Here is a 17,482-nt window from a genome sequence, read left to right as displayed (position 1 = left end):
GTTGCATTGACGTGGGGCGCCGCCCGCGCAGGAACAACGCCCCGCGGTTTGGGGTCAAGTGCGTCGTCAACCGCGCGGCGGCGCCAAAGCGGCGCTGAGGGCGCGGCGGTTGCGGTGGGCGCGCATCAGCAGCGGCGCCGGAACGTCGCCCGGCACCAGCAGACGCCCGCCCGGCAGCAGCCGCACGCCGTGCCGTTCCAGTTCGTTCAACAGCTCCGCCATGGACCTGCGCATGGTCGTCCTCCACCGAGCAGACTTTCACCGCTCGCATCATGGCGGAGAACTTCGATAGGATCGATACGGATCATCCTATCTCACCGATAGGATGATCCTATTCATTCCTCAATGCCGGCTTTTCAATGAGGCGAGACGGTCGGACAGGCTGCTGGGCGCCGGCTTCGCTCCGGTGGCTGCATCGAGCGCCGCCTTGATGTTGGGATCGTCCTCTTCCGGTTTGGACGGCTTCAGCAGGCGGGCTTTGGCGCTGGACGCCTCCGCCTGGGCAAGATCGCGGGCCGCCGCGTCCTGCATCGCCTTCAGCGCCGTACCGAGGCTGGAGGTGGCGCCGCTCAGCCCCGCCGCCTGCCGGGCCGCCTCCGCCCGCTGCTCGGCCATGTCGCGCTGCTGGGCGGCGCGGCCCATGTCCCGCTCGGCCCGCTGCAACGCGCTGCGGGCGGCCTTCAGCTTGCCGCCGGCCTCGGCGTAAGTCGTCTCCAGCATGCCCAGGAACTCGCGCGCGTCCACGGCGTCCTGCTCCTCCCGGTCGATGTCCGGGGCCATCTGCTCCAGCATCCCCACCAGTGTTTCCAGGCTCTTTTCGAGCTGTGCCTTGCGGCCGGCGTCGGTTTCCGCCTCCATCTGGCGCTGCAGATGCTCGGCGGCGGCCATGCGCTGGCGCGACAGCTGGAGGATGGCCTCGGCCTCCTTCTGCTCCTTCTCATAGGCGGCGCGGGCCTGCGCGACCTGAAGGCCGAGGCTGTCCAGATGCTCTTCCATCGTGCGCAGTTCGGCCTCCGTCGCGGCCTTCGGGTCCCAGCGGACCAGCGCCTCCACCGCCGACTGGACGGCCTGATCGGTCTTCACCCCGACGAGGTTGCGGATGAACGAGATCATGGTTGCGGTTCCTCTCTGGTTCGGCGGGTCTGTCTGGATGGGTCTTCAGCCCGCCATGGCTCCGGCGTTCAGCAGCGCGATGGCGATCTGGAGTCCGGCCAGCGCCGTGCCCGCCGCGACGTTGCCGGATTCGATCATCGTGCGCAGGTCGCGGAACAGCCGGATGGCGATCAGGAAGGTAATCAATTGCAGCGCCAGCGCAACGGCTCCCCAGATCAGGATGTCCACCAGGACGAGGCTGGTCGCCAGCGTTGCTGCCAGCGGAATCGCCAGCGCCACCATCGTGCCGCCCAGCACCAAGCCGGCGGCCTGGTTGCCGCTCGCCAGCAACTCACGCTCGTGCAGCGGCGTGACCGCGATGTAGACGGCCACCCCGATCAGGAACAGAGCCAGGGTCGCTCCGAAATGCAGAAGCAGCAGCGGCAGGCCGGATTCAAGGCCCTGCAGGATTTGCGCAACGCTGGTGTCCATGGTGTCTTCCGTAGGGGCTGGCGGGATCAGGCGGAAAACCTGGGTGGGGCCTCAGGCGAGGGAGAGCGAGGCGGGGTTGACGTCGACGCCGGCGCGGACCTCCACCCACGCCTCGCCGCCGTCCTCCACCGCCGCGACCAGCACATACTCGGTGCGGGGCGCGGGGTCCGCGGCGCCGGTGGGGGCCGCGTAGAGCATGGCGGTCAGGCGGCGGGTACGGCTGCCGCGGTGGTCGGTCAGCGTCTCGTCGAAGGTGATGGGGGCGATGCGGGACGCGCCGGGTGACCACAGCCGCCCGTACAGCTTGCCGTCCTTGGTCTGGAACTGCGGGTAGCCGATCATCCCGTCGGCAGGGTCCAGCCAGAAGCCCCATTCGTCGTTGTCGGTGGGGTGCACCTCGTCCAGCACTGAGAACCAGCGGCATTCGTCCGGTGTTCCCCCGGCTCCCAGATGAAGCTGGTAGAAGCCGCTCCCGCCCGGAAGATAGAGCCGGTGCAGGGTCACGCCGCCGCCCGTCAGCGTGCCGACGGCCTCCACGCTGACCATCGCGCCGGCGCCCTGCGGCGCCGCGGCCTTGATCGCGCCGCCACCCAGCAGGAAGGGCGTGGGATCGGGCGTCAGCGTCATGCCCACGCGGAACAGCGACGGTTCGTAGGACGCGCCGGTGGCCTTGGCCTTCACGATGCCGGCGGCAGTGCTCCAGGGAGAACGGGTCATGGCGGAACCTCCGGAGCGGGAGCCCGACGAGCGGCGGCGCAGGACGGTCACGGCCACCACCATGCCCCCGACGAGCACAATCAGAAGAAGCAAGGTGCCCAAGCCCCCTCCGGAGCCCCCATCGGACTCGGCCGAGGACGACGGCGTCTCCGGCGCGGCCTGCGCGACGTCGCGCGGAATGTCGGGCGGCAGGTAGCCGGGGTCGCGCGGCCGGTCCTCCTGCGCGCGCAGTCGGGTGTCGAGATCGTCCAGGCGCTGGCGCAGGTCGGGGTCGCTCTGCGCGCGCCGCTCCGCCTCCGCACGCCATTCCGCGTAGCCGGGATCGCCCTGGTGGTTGTGGAACCAGTCTGCGTAGCCGGGGCGCGACAGGTTATCGAGCAGGAACCACAGGAACAGCCCGTTCCACAGGCCGAAGCTGGGACGGCTGCCATAAGCCCAGCCCGGCGGGCGCCAGCCGCCGTACCATCCGCCCGGCCCATAGCCGCCGGTGCGCCGCTGCCCCCAGCCGGCGCCGGAGCCACCGCCGCTCTGCCATCCCCCTCCCCAGCCGGACCCGGAAGCGGAGCCGGACCCGGAACGGGGAGGCGGCGCGGCGACCGGCGGGGTGCGTTCCCGCTGTTGCTGCTGCGCCCGGTAGCGGTCCAGCGCCTCGCCGCTCGACCGCCGCGACACGCCCAGATCGCCGCCGCCGGAGGGCACCCCGCCGGGAGAGCCGAAGGACGGCCCGCTTTGGGGACGGCTGTAGCCGCCGCTGCCGGTGGACGGCGCGCGCGACGGGGCGGAGCGGGTGGAGAAGGACGGGGTGCGCACGGACGGGCGGCTGTACCCCCCGCTGGAGCTGCGGCTTCCGCCGGCCCGCGCCTCCGCCGCCTGCGGCCAGAGCAGCGCGGCACTGGCCGCCGCCAGCCCGGCGGGCACCGCCGCGGGTGCGGCGGCGGGCAACGGTTGGAGTGGCGCCAGAGCCAGAAGAACGCTCAGGAACCAGGCGGCGATCCGGTTCCGAACGGGCTTTGTACCAGTGGGATTGGGGCCAGAGGACATGGGGCCTGGGGGCATGGAGCCTGCGCGGTGCCGTGGATGCCGGCCAGAACACCCTACATGCCCAATTGTTCACCATCAACCTCTTCACCAGCGGGTTAGCCATGGTGATGCGGCGGTCCGCACAGAAACCCCACCGGGGCGTTCATTGCAAAAACCATGAGGAATTCAGGAAATCGCCGCCCCTCCACAGGGCCGGCGGGAGCAAGTTGTAATACCACTTCTATGGCCGACGCCTGAAAACGTGTCGCAGGCGGAGCGTTGACTTGACGACTCCCAAGGCCGCGACGTAAGACATCTCCGTTCCGCGGAAGTTCCTTCCGGAATGGTAGGACCAGCGGCGTGGCAAGACGCCGCAAGGGCAAAAAAGCCGGGTCCGCGAGCGCGCCCCCGGGTCGGGGAATCGGACGACTGTTGAGCAACCTTGGATGAGAGGACCGCACCGTGCTTGAAGCTTACCGCCAGCATGTCGCTGAGCGTGCCGCGCTCGGAATTCCCGCCCTGCCGCTTTCGGCCAAGCAGACCGAGGAGCTGGTCGACCTTCTCCTGAACCCGCCGCAGGGCGAGGAAGCCTTCCTGGTCGATCTCATCACGCACCGCGTCCCGGCGGGCGTGGACGACGCCGCCAAGGTCAAGGCCGCCTTCCTGGCCTCGCTCGCCAAGGGCAACGAGACCTCGCCGCTGATCTCCAAGGTCAAGGCGACCGAGCTGCTGGGCACCATGCTCGGCGGCTTCAACATCAAGCCGCTGATCGACCTGCTGGGCGACGCCGAGTGCGGCGAGGCCGCCGCCGCCGGTCTGAAGACCACGCTGCTGATGTTCGACTACTTCCACGACGTCAAGGAGCTGGCCGACAAGGGCAACGCCAACGCCAAGGCGGTGATCCAGTCCTGGGCCGACGCCGAGTGGTTCACCTCGCGCCCCGAGGTTCCGGCCAGCCTGACGCTGACCATCTTCAAGGTGTCGGGCGAGACCAACACCGACGACCTGTCCCCCGCCCCGGACGCCTGGTCGCGCCCGGACATCCCGCTGCACGCCCTGGCCATGCTGAAGAACCCGCGCCCCGGCATCGTGCCCGAGGAAGCCGGCGTCCGCGGCCCGATCAAGCAGCTTGAGGATCTGAAGGCCAAGGGCAACCTCGTCGCCTATGTCGGCGACGTCGTCGGCACCGGTTCCTCGCGCAAGTCGGCCACCAACTCCGTGCTGTGGTGGACGGGCGAGGACATCCCCTACGTCCCGAACAAGCGTTTCGGCGGCGTCTGCCTGGGTTCCAAGATCGCCCCGATCTTCTACAACACGATGGAAGACGCCGGCGCCCTGCCGATCGAACTCGACGTCTCGCAGATGGAGACGGGCGACACGGTCGAGCTGCGCCCCTACGAGGGCAAGGCGCTGAAGAACGGCGCGGTGATCGCCGAGTTCACCGTCAAGTCCGACGTGATCTTCGACGAGGTCCGCGCCGGCGGCCGCATCCCGCTGATCATCGGCCGCGGCCTGACCGCCCGCGCCCGTGAGGCTCTGGGCCTCGCCCCGTCGACCCTGTTCCGCCTGCCGTCCTCCCCGGTCGACAGCGGCAAGGGTTTCACGCTCGCCCAGAAGATGGTCGGCCGCGCGGTCGGCTTGGCCGAGGGCCAGGGCGTGCGTCCGGGCACCTATTGCGAGCCGAAGATGACCACGGTCGGCTCGCAGGACACCACCGGCCCGATGACCCGCGACGAGCTGAAGGATCTGGCCTGCCTCGGCTTCTCCGCCGATCTGGTCATGCAGTCCTTCTGCCACACCGCGGCCTACCCGAAGCTGGTGGACGTCAAGACCCACCGCGAGCTTCCGACCTTCATCTCGACCCGCGGCGGCGTCGCCCTGCGTCCGGGCGACGGCGTGATCCACTCCTGGCTGAACCGCCTGCTGATGCCCGACACCGTCGGCACCGGCGGCGACAGCCACACCCGCTTCCCCATCGGCATCAGCTTCCCCGCCGGCTCGGGCCTCGTCGCCTTCGCCGCCGCCACCGGCGTGATGCCGCTGGACATGCCGGAATCGGTGCTGGTCCGCTTCAAGGGCGCGCTGCAGCCGGGCGTCACGCTGCGTGACCTCGTCAACGCGATCCCGCTCTACGCCATCCGCCAGGGCCTGCTGACGGTGGAGAAGAAGGGCAAGAAGAACATCTTCTCCGGCCGCATCCTGGAGATCGAGGGTCTGCCCGAGTTGAAGGTGGAGCAGGCGTTCGAGCTGTCCGACGCCTCGGCCGAGCGGTCCGCCGCCGCCTGCACCGTCCGGCTCAACAAGGAGCCGATCATCGAGTACATGCGCTCCAACATCACCCTGATGAAGTGGATGATCGCCAACGGGTACGAGGACGCCCGGACGCTCGGCCGCCGCATCAAGGCGATGGAGGACTGGATCGCCAACCCGTCCCTGCTGGAGCCGGACGCCGACGCCGAGTACGCCGCGGTGATCGAGATCGATCTGGCCGACATCAAGGAGCCGATCGTCGCCTGCCCGAACGACCCGGACGACGTGAAGCTGCTGTCGGAGGTTGCCGGCGACAAGATCGACGAGGTCTTCATCGGCTCCTGCATGACCAACATCGGCCACTTCCGCGCCGCCGGCAAGATCCTGGACGGGAAGACCGACATCCCGACCCGCCTGTGGATCGCCCCGCCGACCAAGATGGACGCCCAGATCCTGACCGAGGAAGGCTATTACGGCGTTCTCGGCAAGTCGGGTGCCCGCATGGAGATGCCCGGCTGTTCGCTCTGCATGGGCAACCAGGCGCAGATCCGCAAGGGCTCGACGGCCATCTCGACCTCGACCCGCAACTTCCCGAACCGCCTGGGCATCGACACCCGCGTCTATCTCGGCTCCGCCGAGCTGTCGGCCGTCGCCGCCCTGCTGGGCAAGCTGCCGACCCCGGCCGAGTATCTGGAGCAGGTGAGCGTCATCAACCAGAAGGCCGGCGACATCTACCGCTATATGAACTTCGACCAGATCAAGGAGTTCCAGGACGTGGCCGATACGGTCGCGGCCTGATCCACTCTTCCCCTCCCCCCGCCCAGCGGGGGGAGGCCGGGAGGGGGCCAAGCACGAGAATTTCTGCGTTAATGAATAGCCCCGCCGGAATCGCTCCAGCGGGGCTTTTCTTCTTTGGTCTCGGCATTTGAACCACAGAGATACAGAGAGCCTCAGGCCGAACGTTCCGCGCCATGAGCACCAGCCTGCGCCAGATACGCGCGCGGTGACGCCCCCAGCGTCCGCTTGAACATCGTCGTGAAGGCCGCCGGGTTGTCGTAGCCGAGGTCCAGCGCCACCGTCGTCACCGGAACCCCCGCGACCAGTCGCGGCAGGGCGGACACCAGACAGGCCTGCTGGCGCCATTCCACGAAGCTCAGCCCCGTCTCGCGCCGGAACAGCCGGGTGAAGTTGCGGCGGCTCATGCCCAGACCGCCGCTCCACGCCTCGATCGTCGCCTGGATCGTCGGCTCCTGCAGGAACCGCCGGCAGCGCTCCGCCAGGGCAGCGTGGGCGGGAAAGGGCAGCGACAGCGGCTCCACCGGAAGCCGTCGCATCTCGTGCAGAAGCAACGCCATCACCGCGCCGTCGTGGCTCTCCGGGTCGTAGTCCACCGGCACGTCGATCGCCCGCCCGATCAGGCTGCGGAAGAAGGGCGACAGCGCCACCACCTCGCAGCGGCCCGGCATGGTGTCGGCCAGCGCGGGGGCCAGATAGAGGCTCCGCGTCATGACCATCCCGATCATGCGGACCTCGTGCGGAACGCCCGGCGGAATCCACAGCCCGCAATGGGGCGGCATCACCCAGCGCCCCTGGGCGGTGGACAGCAGCAGCGTCCCCGTCGCCCCGGACAGCAACTGCCCGCGCCGGTGCGTGTGGGCGGCCAGCAAGGTGCCGTCCGCGTGATCCTGCCCCAGGGCGATCAGCGGGCTGGGCGACTCCTCGACCGTGTCGATGCGCAGGTTCCGGACCATGGCCCAGTCTCGTAAGAAATCGGCCTGACCGCGGTGGCAGGCCGTCGCGGCTCACCATAGGCTGTTGCTCCACACCAAGCAACGCGCCGCCCGCCAGCCAAGCGCCAAACCCGGCCAAGCGCCAAAAAAGGCTTCCTTCCGTGACCGACACCACCCTGTCCCGGCCCAAGGCCGGGGGGACGGCCCTGCCCGTCCTGGGGACGATCAGCGTCTGCCATCTGCTGAACGACCTGATCCAGTCCCTGCTGCCCGCGATATACCCGATCCTGAAGGGCGGATTCGACCTCAGCTTCGCGCAGATCGGCCTGCTCACCCTGACCTACCAGATCACCGCCTCGCTGCTTCAGCCGATCATCGGGCTCGCCACCGACCGGCGGCCGGCACCCTACTCCCTGACCATCGGCATGGGGGCGTCGCTGGTCGGGCTGGTCACGCTGGCCTTCGCGCCGAACTACGCGGCGCTGCTGATCGGGGCGACCCTGCTGGGCTTCGGCTCCTCGGTCTTCCACCCCGAGGCGTCGCGGATCGCCCGACTGGCCTCCGGCGGCGCGCATGGGCTGGCGCAGTCGCTGTTCCAGGTGGGCGGCAACGCCGGCTCGGCGCTGGGGCCGCTGCTGGCCGCCTACATCATCCTGCCGCGCGGGCAGGAGAGCCTGTCCTGGTTCGCGCTCGCCGCCCTGGGCGGCATGGCGCTGCTGACCGGCATCGGACGCTGGTACGCGCGCAGCGACCACGCCCGCCCGATCCGCCGCGGCGCGGCGATCCGCCACCCTGGCTTGACCCGCGGGCAGGTAAACCGGGCATTGGCCGTGCTGATGGTGCTGATCCTGTCCAAATACGTCTATCTGGCCTGCCTCACCAGCTACTACACCTTCTTCCTGATGGAGCGCTTCGCCCTGGCGCCGGACTCCGCGCAGCTCTGCCTGTTCATCTTCCTGGCGGCGGTGGCGGCGGGGACGATCATCGGCGGACCGGTCGGCGACCGGATCGGGCGCAAGACGGTCATCTGGATCTCGATCCTCGGCATCCTGCCCTTCACGCTGCTGCTGCCCCATGTCGGGCTGACCGCGACAGTCGCGCTCAGCGCGGTGATCGGGCTGGCCCTGGCCTCGGCCTTCCCGGCCATCATCGTCTATGCGCAAGAGCTGATGCCCGGCCGCGTCGGCATGGTTTCCGGACTGTTCTTCGGTCTGGCCTTCGGCATCGGGGGCATGGCCGCCGCAGGGCTCGGCGTCCTGGCCGACTGGAAGGGCATCGGCTTCGTCTTCCAGGCCTGCTCGGTCGTTCCCCTGCTCGGCCTGTTCGCCGCAATGCTGCCCAACGTCTCCCCGCACAAGGCCCCCTGAACCGCAAGCGAGCCGACGTGAGTCCGCCGGACGGGTCTCCACTCCACCATCCGGAAAAAGGTTGTTTCGGCCTCGACAGGCCGGGCCGCCGTCGTCCAGACTGCCTCCCCAAATAGAATGGAAAACAACCAAAGGGAGGCAGGGATGGCGGCGGCTCCGTCCGGGATGGTGTTCGAGAATCCCACAAACGGCCAGCGGGAGGCGGTGACCAACCGTGAGATCCTCTGGGCCTTCCTGCTCGGTCCGGTCTACTTTGCGAAAAAGGCCGAGTGGCTGCACGCCGCGATCCACGCGGCGCTGATCCTCATCTCCATCCCGCTGTGGCCGGCCGGCGCCCTGATGACGCTGGGCGTCTGGGTCGGCTACGCCTGCGCGGCGCCGACGGTCCTGGAATACCGGTACCAGAAGATGGGGTGGGAGAAGGTCGCGGGCTGATCCCTCCTCATCGACGGCGCCCGGTCCCGTCGGGCGAGCGGATCGGCAAAACCGTCAGTATCGACGCGACACAGGCGTCGACCGCGCGGCCCGCCGTGTCGACGACGACCGCCGGCCCGTCCCACGGCTCGTAGGTCCGGCCCATCACCGCCGCCCAGGAAGGCGGACGGTGCCCGGCGATGTCGCTGTGACGGGTTTCGACCCGGTGGCGGTGCTCAAGCGGGTCCGAGCACACGACCTCCACCTCGACCAGCGGCACCCCGGCCCGAAGCGCCGTGGCACGCCACGCCTCGCGCGTGATCTGGATGGGGTTGACCGAATCCGCGACGACGGTGGCGCCAAGCCGAAGATTGTCGCCAGCTACGGCGTAGGCGACCACATAGCCCTGCGGGCCGATCGAATCGTCGGCGCCGCCGGTTGCGCGAATCGCCTGCTCGATCGTGTCGATCCTCAGATAAAAGGCGCCGAGCCGTTGCGCCAACGCACAGGCAATCGTCGTCTTGCCGGTTCCGGGCAGCCCGCCGAAGACGATCAACATGCGCCGCACTCCTCTTGGCCGGGCTTGATGGCAGGGTCACAGGGCCGGGCCATGGGGCCTTTGCCTGTCCCGTTCCATACCTGTCACGCGACGGCGCCGAACTCCTCCGGAGTCAGCACCAGCACGCCGTCCTCGTCGGCGAAGACCAGATCACCAGGATTGATCCGGATGCCGGCCAGCGTCACCGGCAGATCCTTCTGCCCCTCGCCGTTGCGGACGGTCTTGCGCGGAATCGCCGCCAGCGCCTTGATGCCCAGATCCAGCGTGGCGAGCACCGCGGCGTCGCGGACGCAGCCGTGAATGACCACGCCCTCCCAGCCGTTCTTCACCGCGTCCTTGGCGATCAGGTCACCCATCAGCGCAGCGCGCAGGCCGCCGCCGCCGTCCACCACCAGCACCTTGCCCCGACCCGGCGTGCCCAGCGTCTCCTTGACGCGGGAATTGTCCTCGAAGCACTTCACGGTCACCGCGGCGCCGCTGAATTTGCAACGCCGGCCGAAATCGCGGAAGACGGGGTCGGCGACGCGGACGGTCTTCTCGAACCGGTCGTAGAGGTCGCAGGTGCTGTCGAAGTCGGTCATGCGCTTTCGCTCCCCTTCTTTAGGCATTGGCGGCAGAATACCCACAGATCAACGGTGGTCAATCCTCCGGGGCGGCGATGGCGCCCGTGCTGGTGCGCTCCAGGATGGCGCTGCGGCGGAAGCGGTAGAGTTCGGCGGGGCGCCCGCCGGTCTGGCTTTCATACTGGCCGGTCGGTTCCACCAGCCCGCCGGAGATCATCAGGCGGCGGAAGTTCTGCTTGTGCAGCCGCTCGCCCGACAGCGCCTCCACCACCTGCTGAAGCTGGTGCAGGGTGAAGGTCGGGGGCAGCAGCTCGAACACGATGGGGCGGTATTTCAGCTTGCCGCGCAGCCGCTCCAGCGCCGTCGCCAGGACGCGGCGGCCGTCGCGGGCCATTGGGCGGCCCAGCGCGCGGGGCATCTCCAGCCGCACCGTGCGCTCCTCCACCCCCGCCCGGCGGGCGAGGTCATGGTCGCGGAACGCCTCCACCACCAGCCCGGCCTCGTAGAGCAGTTCGTAGCGCTCCAGCACCCGTTCAGAATCCCAATCCCCGCCATCCAGGGCGAAGGCCATGCGGGCGCGCTCGCCGCGGCGGGCGCGGGCGGGCTCGTCCGGCGCCGCGGCGACCCAGCGGGCCAGCGCCGGGCGGATCACCGAATCGAGCAGCGCCGGCGGCGAATCGCGCCAGTCCTCCCAGGGGAAGAACTCATACAGGCCGCGCCACTCCGCACCGTCGATGCGCAGCGGCGCCTCGCGCAGCAAGGCCAGATAGCCGACCACCAGCGAGCGCGGGCCGCCGAACAGCTCGTGCGGGTCGCGGTAGCGGTCGCCGAAGCTGTAGAGCTGTTCCACATAGCGCAGGGTCAGCCCGGCCGCGCCCTCCGCGACCGCGCGCAGGCCGTCCTGAAGGGTGCGGAAGCGCTCGGGATCGAAGGGGGCGCCCGGCAGCGCGTCGCGGTGGGGCGGCGGCTCGTCGCCGCGGCGGTGCGATTCGGGGATCTCGAAGCCGCTGCGCACGGTCACCACGCGCGGCTCGGCACCATTCGCCGGGGACACGCCCACCGAAACGATGGCCGCCGTCAGGCCGATCTGAGTTTCCGAGCCAATCCGTGTTTCCGAGCCGTTCCGTGTTTCCCCTGCCACGCGCCACCCCGTTGCCGATCCGTCGGCGGCAGGATAAGCGGACCGCCGCGGCAAATCACCGGTCTTTCCGCCGGCCACCCCCGTGAAATCTCGCCGCAAGCCGGCCCGGCATGACACTTTTGTGACTCCCCACGGGCGCCGGGGATGTTACACCAGCCGCGACGCTGAGGCTCGCGCGCGTCCGTGCGGGTCCCCAGCACTGCAGGCCGGCGTAAGTTGGAGAACCACGCATGCTGAATTTGTTCCGGGCCCTGATGCCGCGCGAAGAACGGTTTTTCGACCTGTTCGCCGAGCATGCCCGGACCGTCGCCACGGGCGCCGAGGCGCTGCGGGCGATGATGGCCAGCGGCCAGGACCTGGAGGAGCGGTTCCAGACCATCCGCCGGGTCGAGAGCGAGGCCGACGCCATCGAGAAGGAGATCCAGCTCGCCGTCCACCGCACCTTCATCGTGCCCTTCGACCGTTCGGACATCCAGGAACTCGGCAAGCGGATGGACGACGTTCTCAACCTCATCGAGGAGACCGCGCGTCACCTCGTGGAGGCGGGCTTCACCGACTACACGCCGGAAATGCACGCCCAGGCCGACGCCATCGTGCGCTGCACCGCCCGGCTGAGCGCGGGCATCCCCCTGCTCCGCGACATCCCCAAACACGTCGAGCAACTCCACGCGATGACCGCCGAGGTCTCGCGGATCGAGAGCGAAGGCGACCGGCTCCTGCGCGAAGCCAAGCACCGGCTGCGCGACGAGAGCGGCGGGCTCGACGCCCCCATCACCCATCGCCACGCCCTTCAACGCGAGATCATCGAGCTGCTGGAACGCGTGCTCGATGCGTGCGAGGACGTGGCCGACACCATCGACGGCATCATCGTCGAACAGGTCTGATCCCATGGAAGCCGCTACCCTCGCCCTGCCCATCCTCATCGGGCTGATCGGCGTCGCCCTCCTCTTCGATTTCCTCAACGGGCTGCACGACGCGGCCAACTCCATCGCAACGGTCGTCTCCACCCGCGTGCTGTCGCCGCGGACCGCCGTCGCCATGGCCGCCTTCTTCAACTTCATCGCCTTCCTGTTCTTCGGGCTGCATGTGGCGACCACCATCGGCACCGGCATCGTCGGGGCGGGGGTGGTGGACCCGCACGTCATCTTCGGCGCGCTGATGGGCGCCATCGTCTGGAACGTCTTCACCTGGTGGCTGGGCATCCCGTCCAGCTCCTCCCACGCGCTGATCGGCGGCCTCGTCGGGGCCGGCGTGGCGAAGGCCGGGCTGGACGCCGTGGTGGTGTCCGGTCTGGCGAAGACCGCCGCGGCCATCGTCGTCTCGCCGGTGGTCGGCTTCCTGCTGGCCAGCGTGATGATCGTGGCGGTGTCCTGGATCTTCCGGCGCAGCACGCCCTTCGCGGTCGACCGGCTGTTCCGCCACATCCAGATCGGCTCCGCCGCGCTCTACAGCCTGGGACACGGCGGCAACGACGCGCAGAAGACCATGGGCATCATCGCCGTCCTGCTCTATTCCCAGGGCCTGTTGGGGGAAACCTTCCACGTGCCCTTCTGGGTGGTCATCACCTGTCAGGCCGCGATGGGGCTGGGCACGCTGTTCGGCGGCTGGCGCATCGTCAAGACCATGGGGTCCAAGCTGACCGATCTGAAGCCGGTCCAGGGCTCCTGCGCGGAGACCGGCGGGGCCATCACGCTGTTCGTCGCGACGTGGCTCGGCGTGCCGGGCAGCACGACCCACACCATCACCGGGGCGATCATCGGCGTCGGCGCCGCCCGCCGCACCAGCGCGGTGCGCTGGGGTCTGGCGCAGGGCATCGTCATGGCCTGGGTCATCACCCTGCCGGCGACGGCCGTCGTCGGCGCGCTCTTCTACGAGCTGTCGCTGGCGCTGTGGTGACAGACCTAAAGCGAACTTCCGTTCGCTTTAGACTCATATCGCCTCATTCGCCGGCGGGCTCCGGTCGCATGTGCGACCGGGACCGCCGTCGCGGTCCAAAGCGGATTGCAATCCGCTTTAGCGGGGCCGGCGGGCCGAAAGGCCCGCCACCGGCTTCCGCCCCGGCGCCCCAGCGCAGCGACACGGCGCAAAACGCGAAAAGGGCGGCCCAAGGCCGCCCTTTTTCGTACCATCCGCGCTGAAAATGGAGCGGGCGAAGGGATTCGAACCCTCGACCCCAACCTTGGCAAGGTTGTGCTCTACCCCTGAGCTACGCCCGCGCCGCTCCAGCGGAGGAGCGCCCGTATACGCCCCGGCCGCGGCCAAGGCAAGCCTATTTTTTCACGCGACACCAATCCGTGCGTCGAAGGAGCCGCGGCACGGCAGGAATGCAGGCGGGCAGGGGCCGCCGCTTGCGGATTGCGCGATAAAACATACCAACATATGTTACGCTGCCTCGTTCAGAACGGAATTACCCAACCGTTGTTTTGAATGTCTGCGCATTCGAAATTGTTTCCTCTAACATGCCGATGACGCTCCGCAGGGGGGCTTCGATGGCCGGAACGGATATGGACCTGGGCGAATCGCAACCGATGCCCACGGCGGCGCCTCGGAAGGCGTCCTGCCGGCCCATGCCCGCACCCGACGCCACGCGCCCTCCGGATTCGGCGGATGGCGGAGCGGCCCGGCGCAACAGCGCGGAACGCAAGGTCGTCACCGTTCTGTTCGCCGACATCGTCGAATCCTCCAGCATGGTGTCGGGCCGCGACCCGGAGGAGGCCGACCAGACCCTTCTCACCATTCTGCAAGTCCTCACCGACTCGGTCGAGCGCTACGGCGGCACGGTGGCCCAGGTGCTGGGCGACGGCATCATGGCGGTGTTCGGCGCGCCCTCCGCGCAGGAGGATCACGCGTTGCGCGCCTGCCTCGCCGCGCAGGACATCGCCCGCTCGGCCATCGATTCGGACGAGTTCAAGATGCGGGTCGGCATCAGCTCCGGCGAGGTGGTGGCCCAGATCATCGAGACCGGGGTATGGACCGATTACCGCACCGTGGGCGAGACGGTGCATGTCGCCGCCAAGCTTCAGCAGCGGGCGCACCCCAACAGCGTGCTGCTGAGCCGCGAGACGTTGGACCTCGTGCCCAAGGGCCTGAGCGTCCGTCCGGCGGGAACGCTGCGCCTGTCCGCCACGGCGGAGCCGGTGACCGCCTTCGCCCTGGAAGCGGCGCGGGCGATGCGGCGCACGGCGATGGATCTGCTGTCAGCCGAAGGCACCCTGTTCGTGGGGCGCCAACCGGAACTGGCCATGCTGACCGGCGCGCTGCGGCGAGCCGAGCGGGGCCGCGGCGCCTGCGCCATCCTGATCGGAGAGGCCGGCATCGGCAAATCCCGGCTGACCGGCGAGCTGATGCGCAGCCCGGAGGCCGCGGCCTTCACCATCGCCATCTGGCCGCAATTCCCGATCCGCCGCCTGGGCGACCCCGACGATCTGGAGGCGGCGGCCCGCTGCCTCGCCCTGGCGGTCTGCAGAGCGGCGGACGGTCCGGCGATGGACGGCTCCACACTGGATGGCCCCGCACGGGACGACCCGACACTGAATGGTCCGACGGTGGCCCGGCTGACCGCCGCCGCGGCGCGCAACGGCGGCGAACTGGCCGGCGAAGCGATGCGGGAACTGCTCGGCCAGCCCTCCGTCCATCCGCTGTGGCAGGGGCTCGACCCGGCCCAGAAGGCCGATTTCAGCATCGAGGGGCTGGTCGCGGCGATCCGCGAGCTGTCGGTGGAGCGCCCGCTGCTGATCCTCGTCGAGGACGCGCACTGGACGCGCGGGCTGACCAACCGCCTGCTGGACGCCCTCGCCGAAGGGGTGGAGGACGCCCGCGTCTTCGTCCTGGCCACCTCGCGTCCGGATTCGCCGGGCGGCTGGACCGCGCCCGACTCCGTCCATGCCCTCGCGCTTGAACCGCTGGAGCCCTTGCAGGCCGACGAGTTCCTCGACCACTGGCTGGGCCACAGCCCCTCGCTGGCCGACCTGAAGGCGCGCGTCGCGGCGCAGAGCCAGGGCGTGCCGCTCTATCTGGAGGAGTCGCTGCGCACGCTGGAGACGACCGGGGCCATCGTCGGCAGTCCGGGCCGCTACAGCCTGGGCAAGGCCGACGCCCGGATGTCCCTGCCGGCCACGGTGCACGGCCTGCTCGCCTCGCGGATCGACGCGCTGGAGCCCGGCCCGCGGCGGGTGCTGATGCATGCGGCGGTGATCGGCACATCGGTCGATCTGGGCCTGCTGCGCGCGGTGTCTCCGATCCCCGCCACCGAACTGCCCTCGGCTCTGGCCCGGCTGGAGCAAAGCGGCTTCTTCGCGCGCACCCGCCTGCTGCCCAACCTGGAGCTGACCTTCCGCCACGCGCTGGTCCAGGAGGTCGCCTACGCCACCTTGACCAAGCGGGAGCGCCAGCCGCTGCACGGGCGCGTTCTGCACGCCCTGCGGCGGCGGTCCGACCGCAACCTGCCGAACCGGGCGGAGCTGATCGCCCATCACGCTTTCTACGCCGAGGACTGGCCGCTCGCCTGCGCCTACGGCCGACGGGCCGGGCGCCGGGCGGAGATGCGCTGCAAGCATTTCGACGCCGGGCGCTTCTACGAACAGGCTCTGAAGGCCCTGGACCATCTGCCGGACACCCGCCGCAACACCCAGCGGCGGATCGACCTGTGGGTCGGCATTCCCCTCGTCCTGCTGCCCCAGGGGCGCCAGTTGGCCGGCGACCCGCTGGAGGAGGCGCGGGACATGGCGCTGGGCATCGGCGACCGCATCCGCTACGCCCGCGCGACGTCGCTCAAGGCGTCCTTCCAGTGGGTCTACGGCGTGCTGGACGGGGCCATCGCGCTCAGCCGCAGCGCCCTCGACCATCTGGGCAACCAGGGGACGATGGAACTGCGCATCCAGGGGCTGATGCGGCTGGGCGGCATGCTGGTGGACAAGGGGCATTTTCCGGAAGCGCAGGAGAAGCTGGAGCAGGCGCGCAGTCTGGCGCTGGCCAATGCCCCGCGCGCGCGGTTCGGCCTGACCGCGGTGGCGGTCGCCATCACCGCCGCCTATCAGGGCCGCTGCCTCGCCGAGCTGGGGCGGGACGACGAGGCCGTCCGGGTGATGCTCCACGCGCTCGACATCGCGGAGGAGGTCGGTCACGCCTTCTCCGTGTCGTCGGTGAAGGTCCATCTGGCGCTGGTCCACATCATCGGCGAGCGCTTCGCCGAGGCGCTGCCGCTGCTGAAGGACGCCGTGACGATCACCGAGGCGACGCGCCTGCACATCTTCCAACCGATCACGCTGGGCGCGCTGGGCTACGCCATCGCCCGCACCGGTGGCGCTGCGGAGGGGGCGCGCCTGCTGAACGCCAGCCTGGAACAGGCGCACATCTTGAATCACTCGCTGCCCAGGCCGCGGATTCTGAACTGGATGTCCGATCTGGCCCTGGAGACGGCGCAGCACGACACTGCGATCGGTTGCGCCGCCAAGGCGCTGAGCATCGCGACGGACGCCGGGCAACTGTCCGAGCAGGGCTGGTCGCACTTCGCCCTGGCCCAGGCCTTCACCGCCACCGGCCAGCATCGCGAGGCCGTGGAGCATCTGGCGGCTGCCGAGACGATGAGCCGCCAGTTGTCCATGATGCCGCTGTCCGACCGCTGCCGGACCTTCCGCCGCTGCCTCGCCGCGTCCGGCCCGGTGACCTGAACGGGTGTAGGAGCGTCAGGCCACCAGCGTGGTGCTGCCCGCGGCGGTGCTGCGGAAATGGTTCAGCACATAGACCCGGACGCTGGTGGCGAAGGGGATGCCCTCCGTCCGGCTGTCGTGGATGTCGGCGCACAGCGCCTCAAGCGACTTGCCTTGGGACTTGGCGATGTCCTTCAGCCCGTCCCAGATCGTCGCCTCCAGCCGCAGGCTGGCGCGGCGCCCTCCGATCGTCAGCGAGCGCGTCACCACGGCGGGCGGAGCCGCGAGCGAGCTGAGGTCGGCCATCTCGTCGAGGCTGCGGGGAATGCGGCGGTCCAACTTCATCGGTACGCTCCTGTCTCGGCTGGCCGGTTCTCGGCTTGGCGAATTTTTCCCAGATCACCGGAATTTTTCCGGGACTAAACATGCGTGTGTGCGCGTGTAGGCGATTTTTACCCGGAGCGGGGGTGTCCGGCATGTGAAGTTCTT

Annotated in this window: 15 protein-coding genes and 1 tRNA gene; 6 read left to right on the top strand and 10 right to left on the bottom strand. The window is 69.4% G+C overall.

The window, feature by feature from the left end; all coding sequences use genetic code 11:
• Nucleotides 1-66 precede the first annotated feature (66 nt).
• The 4 genes from ACWPXE_RS08895 to ACWPXE_RS08880 form a co-directional block, all read right to left on the bottom strand.
• Entirely contained in the window at nucleotides 67-234 is a 168-nt protein-coding gene (locus ACWPXE_RS08895) for a hypothetical protein (protein ID WP_014197640.1), read from the bottom strand.
• Between the two features lie 108 nt (nucleotides 235-342).
• Nucleotides 343-1,113: a hypothetical protein gene (locus ACWPXE_RS08890; protein WP_454017512.1), complete on the bottom strand. Its 771-nt coding sequence runs from the start codon at nucleotides 1,111-1,113 to the stop codon at nucleotides 343-345.
• Nucleotides 1,114-1,158: 45 nt separating this feature from the next.
• On the bottom strand, nucleotides 1,159-1,584 hold the full coding sequence (locus ACWPXE_RS08885) for a DUF350 domain-containing protein (protein ID WP_454017511.1): 426 nt from the start codon (nucleotides 1,582-1,584) through the stop codon (nucleotides 1,159-1,161).
• Between the two features lie 51 nt (nucleotides 1,585-1,635).
• A complete protein-coding gene (locus tag ACWPXE_RS08880) occupies nucleotides 1,636-3,243 on the bottom strand; it encodes a DUF2491 family protein (protein WP_454017510.1) in 1,608 nt (535 codons plus the stop codon).
• A 540-nt stretch (nucleotides 3,244-3,783) separates the two neighbouring features.
• On the opposite strand from ACWPXE_RS08880, the gene acnB reads away from it, so the two are divergent.
• Nucleotides 3,784-6,369 carry a bifunctional aconitate hydratase 2/2-methylisocitrate dehydratase gene (acnB, locus tag ACWPXE_RS08875; RefSeq protein WP_454017509.1) on the top strand — a complete coding sequence of 862 codons (2,586 nt, stop codon included), beginning with the start codon at nucleotides 3,784-3,786 and terminating at the stop codon, nucleotides 6,367-6,369.
• A 152-nt stretch (nucleotides 6,370-6,521) separates the two neighbouring features.
• Here acnB and ACWPXE_RS08870 read toward each other — a convergent pair whose 3' ends face one another.
• The gene (locus tag ACWPXE_RS08870) at nucleotides 6,522-7,322 is read right to left on the bottom strand and encodes an AraC family transcriptional regulator (protein WP_454017508.1); all 801 of its coding nucleotides are present in this window, start codon (nucleotides 7,320-7,322) and stop codon (nucleotides 6,522-6,524) included.
• 140 nt (nucleotides 7,323-7,462) lie between these two features.
• On the opposite strand from ACWPXE_RS08870, the gene ACWPXE_RS08865 reads away from it, so the two are divergent.
• Together ACWPXE_RS08865 and ACWPXE_RS08860 are read left to right on the top strand one after the other, a co-directional pair.
• Nucleotides 7,463-8,668: an MFS transporter gene (locus ACWPXE_RS08865; RefSeq protein ID WP_454017507.1), complete on the top strand. Its 1,206-nt coding sequence runs from the start codon at nucleotides 7,463-7,465 to the stop codon at nucleotides 8,666-8,668.
• A gap of 144 nt (nucleotides 8,669-8,812) precedes the next feature.
• Nucleotides 8,813-9,103, top strand: coding sequence for a hypothetical protein (locus ACWPXE_RS08860; protein WP_454017506.1), 291 nt, complete (start codon nucleotides 8,813-8,815; stop codon nucleotides 9,101-9,103).
• A gap of 7 nt (nucleotides 9,104-9,110) precedes the next feature.
• Here ACWPXE_RS08860 and ACWPXE_RS08855 read toward each other — a convergent pair whose 3' ends face one another.
• The 3 genes from ACWPXE_RS08855 to ACWPXE_RS08845 form a co-directional block, all read right to left on the bottom strand.
• Nucleotides 9,111-9,641 (bottom strand): AAA family ATPase, encoded by a 531-nt coding sequence (locus ACWPXE_RS08855; RefSeq protein WP_454017505.1) that lies wholly within the window; start codon nucleotides 9,639-9,641, stop codon nucleotides 9,111-9,113.
• 83 nt (nucleotides 9,642-9,724) lie between these two features.
• Entirely contained in the window at nucleotides 9,725-10,222 is a 498-nt protein-coding gene (gene rraA, locus ACWPXE_RS08850; protein WP_454017504.1) for a ribonuclease E activity regulator RraA, read from the bottom strand.
• A gap of 58 nt (nucleotides 10,223-10,280) precedes the next feature.
• The gene (locus ACWPXE_RS08845; RefSeq protein ID WP_454017503.1) at nucleotides 10,281-11,225 is read right to left on the bottom strand and encodes an NUDIX hydrolase; all 945 of its coding nucleotides are present in this window, start codon (nucleotides 11,223-11,225) and stop codon (nucleotides 10,281-10,283) included.
• A gap of 350 nt (nucleotides 11,226-11,575) precedes the next feature.
• On the opposite strand from ACWPXE_RS08845, the gene ACWPXE_RS08840 reads away from it, so the two are divergent.
• Together ACWPXE_RS08840 and ACWPXE_RS08835 are read left to right on the top strand one after the other, a co-directional pair.
• Entirely contained in the window at nucleotides 11,576-12,229 is a 654-nt protein-coding gene (locus tag ACWPXE_RS08840; RefSeq protein ID WP_454017502.1) for a DUF47 domain-containing protein, read from the top strand.
• Nucleotides 12,230-12,233: 4 nt separating this feature from the next.
• Nucleotides 12,234-13,241: an anion permease gene (locus tag ACWPXE_RS08835; protein ID WP_454017501.1), complete on the top strand. Its 1,008-nt coding sequence runs from the start codon at nucleotides 12,234-12,236 to the stop codon at nucleotides 13,239-13,241.
• Between the two features lie 245 nt (nucleotides 13,242-13,486).
• Here the strand turns inward: ACWPXE_RS08835 and ACWPXE_RS08830 are convergent.
• A tRNA-Gly gene (locus tag ACWPXE_RS08830) sits at nucleotides 13,487-13,561 on the bottom strand.
• A gap of 351 nt (nucleotides 13,562-13,912) precedes the next feature.
• Between ACWPXE_RS08830 and ACWPXE_RS08825 the strand changes: the two genes are divergently transcribed.
• The gene (locus ACWPXE_RS08825; RefSeq protein WP_454017500.1) at nucleotides 13,913-17,014 is read left to right on the top strand and encodes an ATP-binding protein; all 3,102 of its coding nucleotides are present in this window, start codon (nucleotides 13,913-13,915) and stop codon (nucleotides 17,012-17,014) included.
• A 15-nt stretch (nucleotides 17,015-17,029) separates the two neighbouring features.
• Here the strand turns inward: ACWPXE_RS08825 and ACWPXE_RS08820 are convergent, their stop codons facing one another.
• A complete protein-coding gene (locus tag ACWPXE_RS08820; protein WP_014197659.1) occupies nucleotides 17,030-17,338 on the bottom strand; it encodes a ribbon-helix-helix domain-containing protein in 309 nt (102 codons plus the stop codon).
• Nucleotides 17,339-17,482: the final 144 nt, after the last annotated feature.

This window comes from Azospirillum sp. Marseille-Q6669 (genome assembly GCF_965111635.1).
This window is presented reverse-complemented; position numbering and strand designations above follow the sequence as displayed.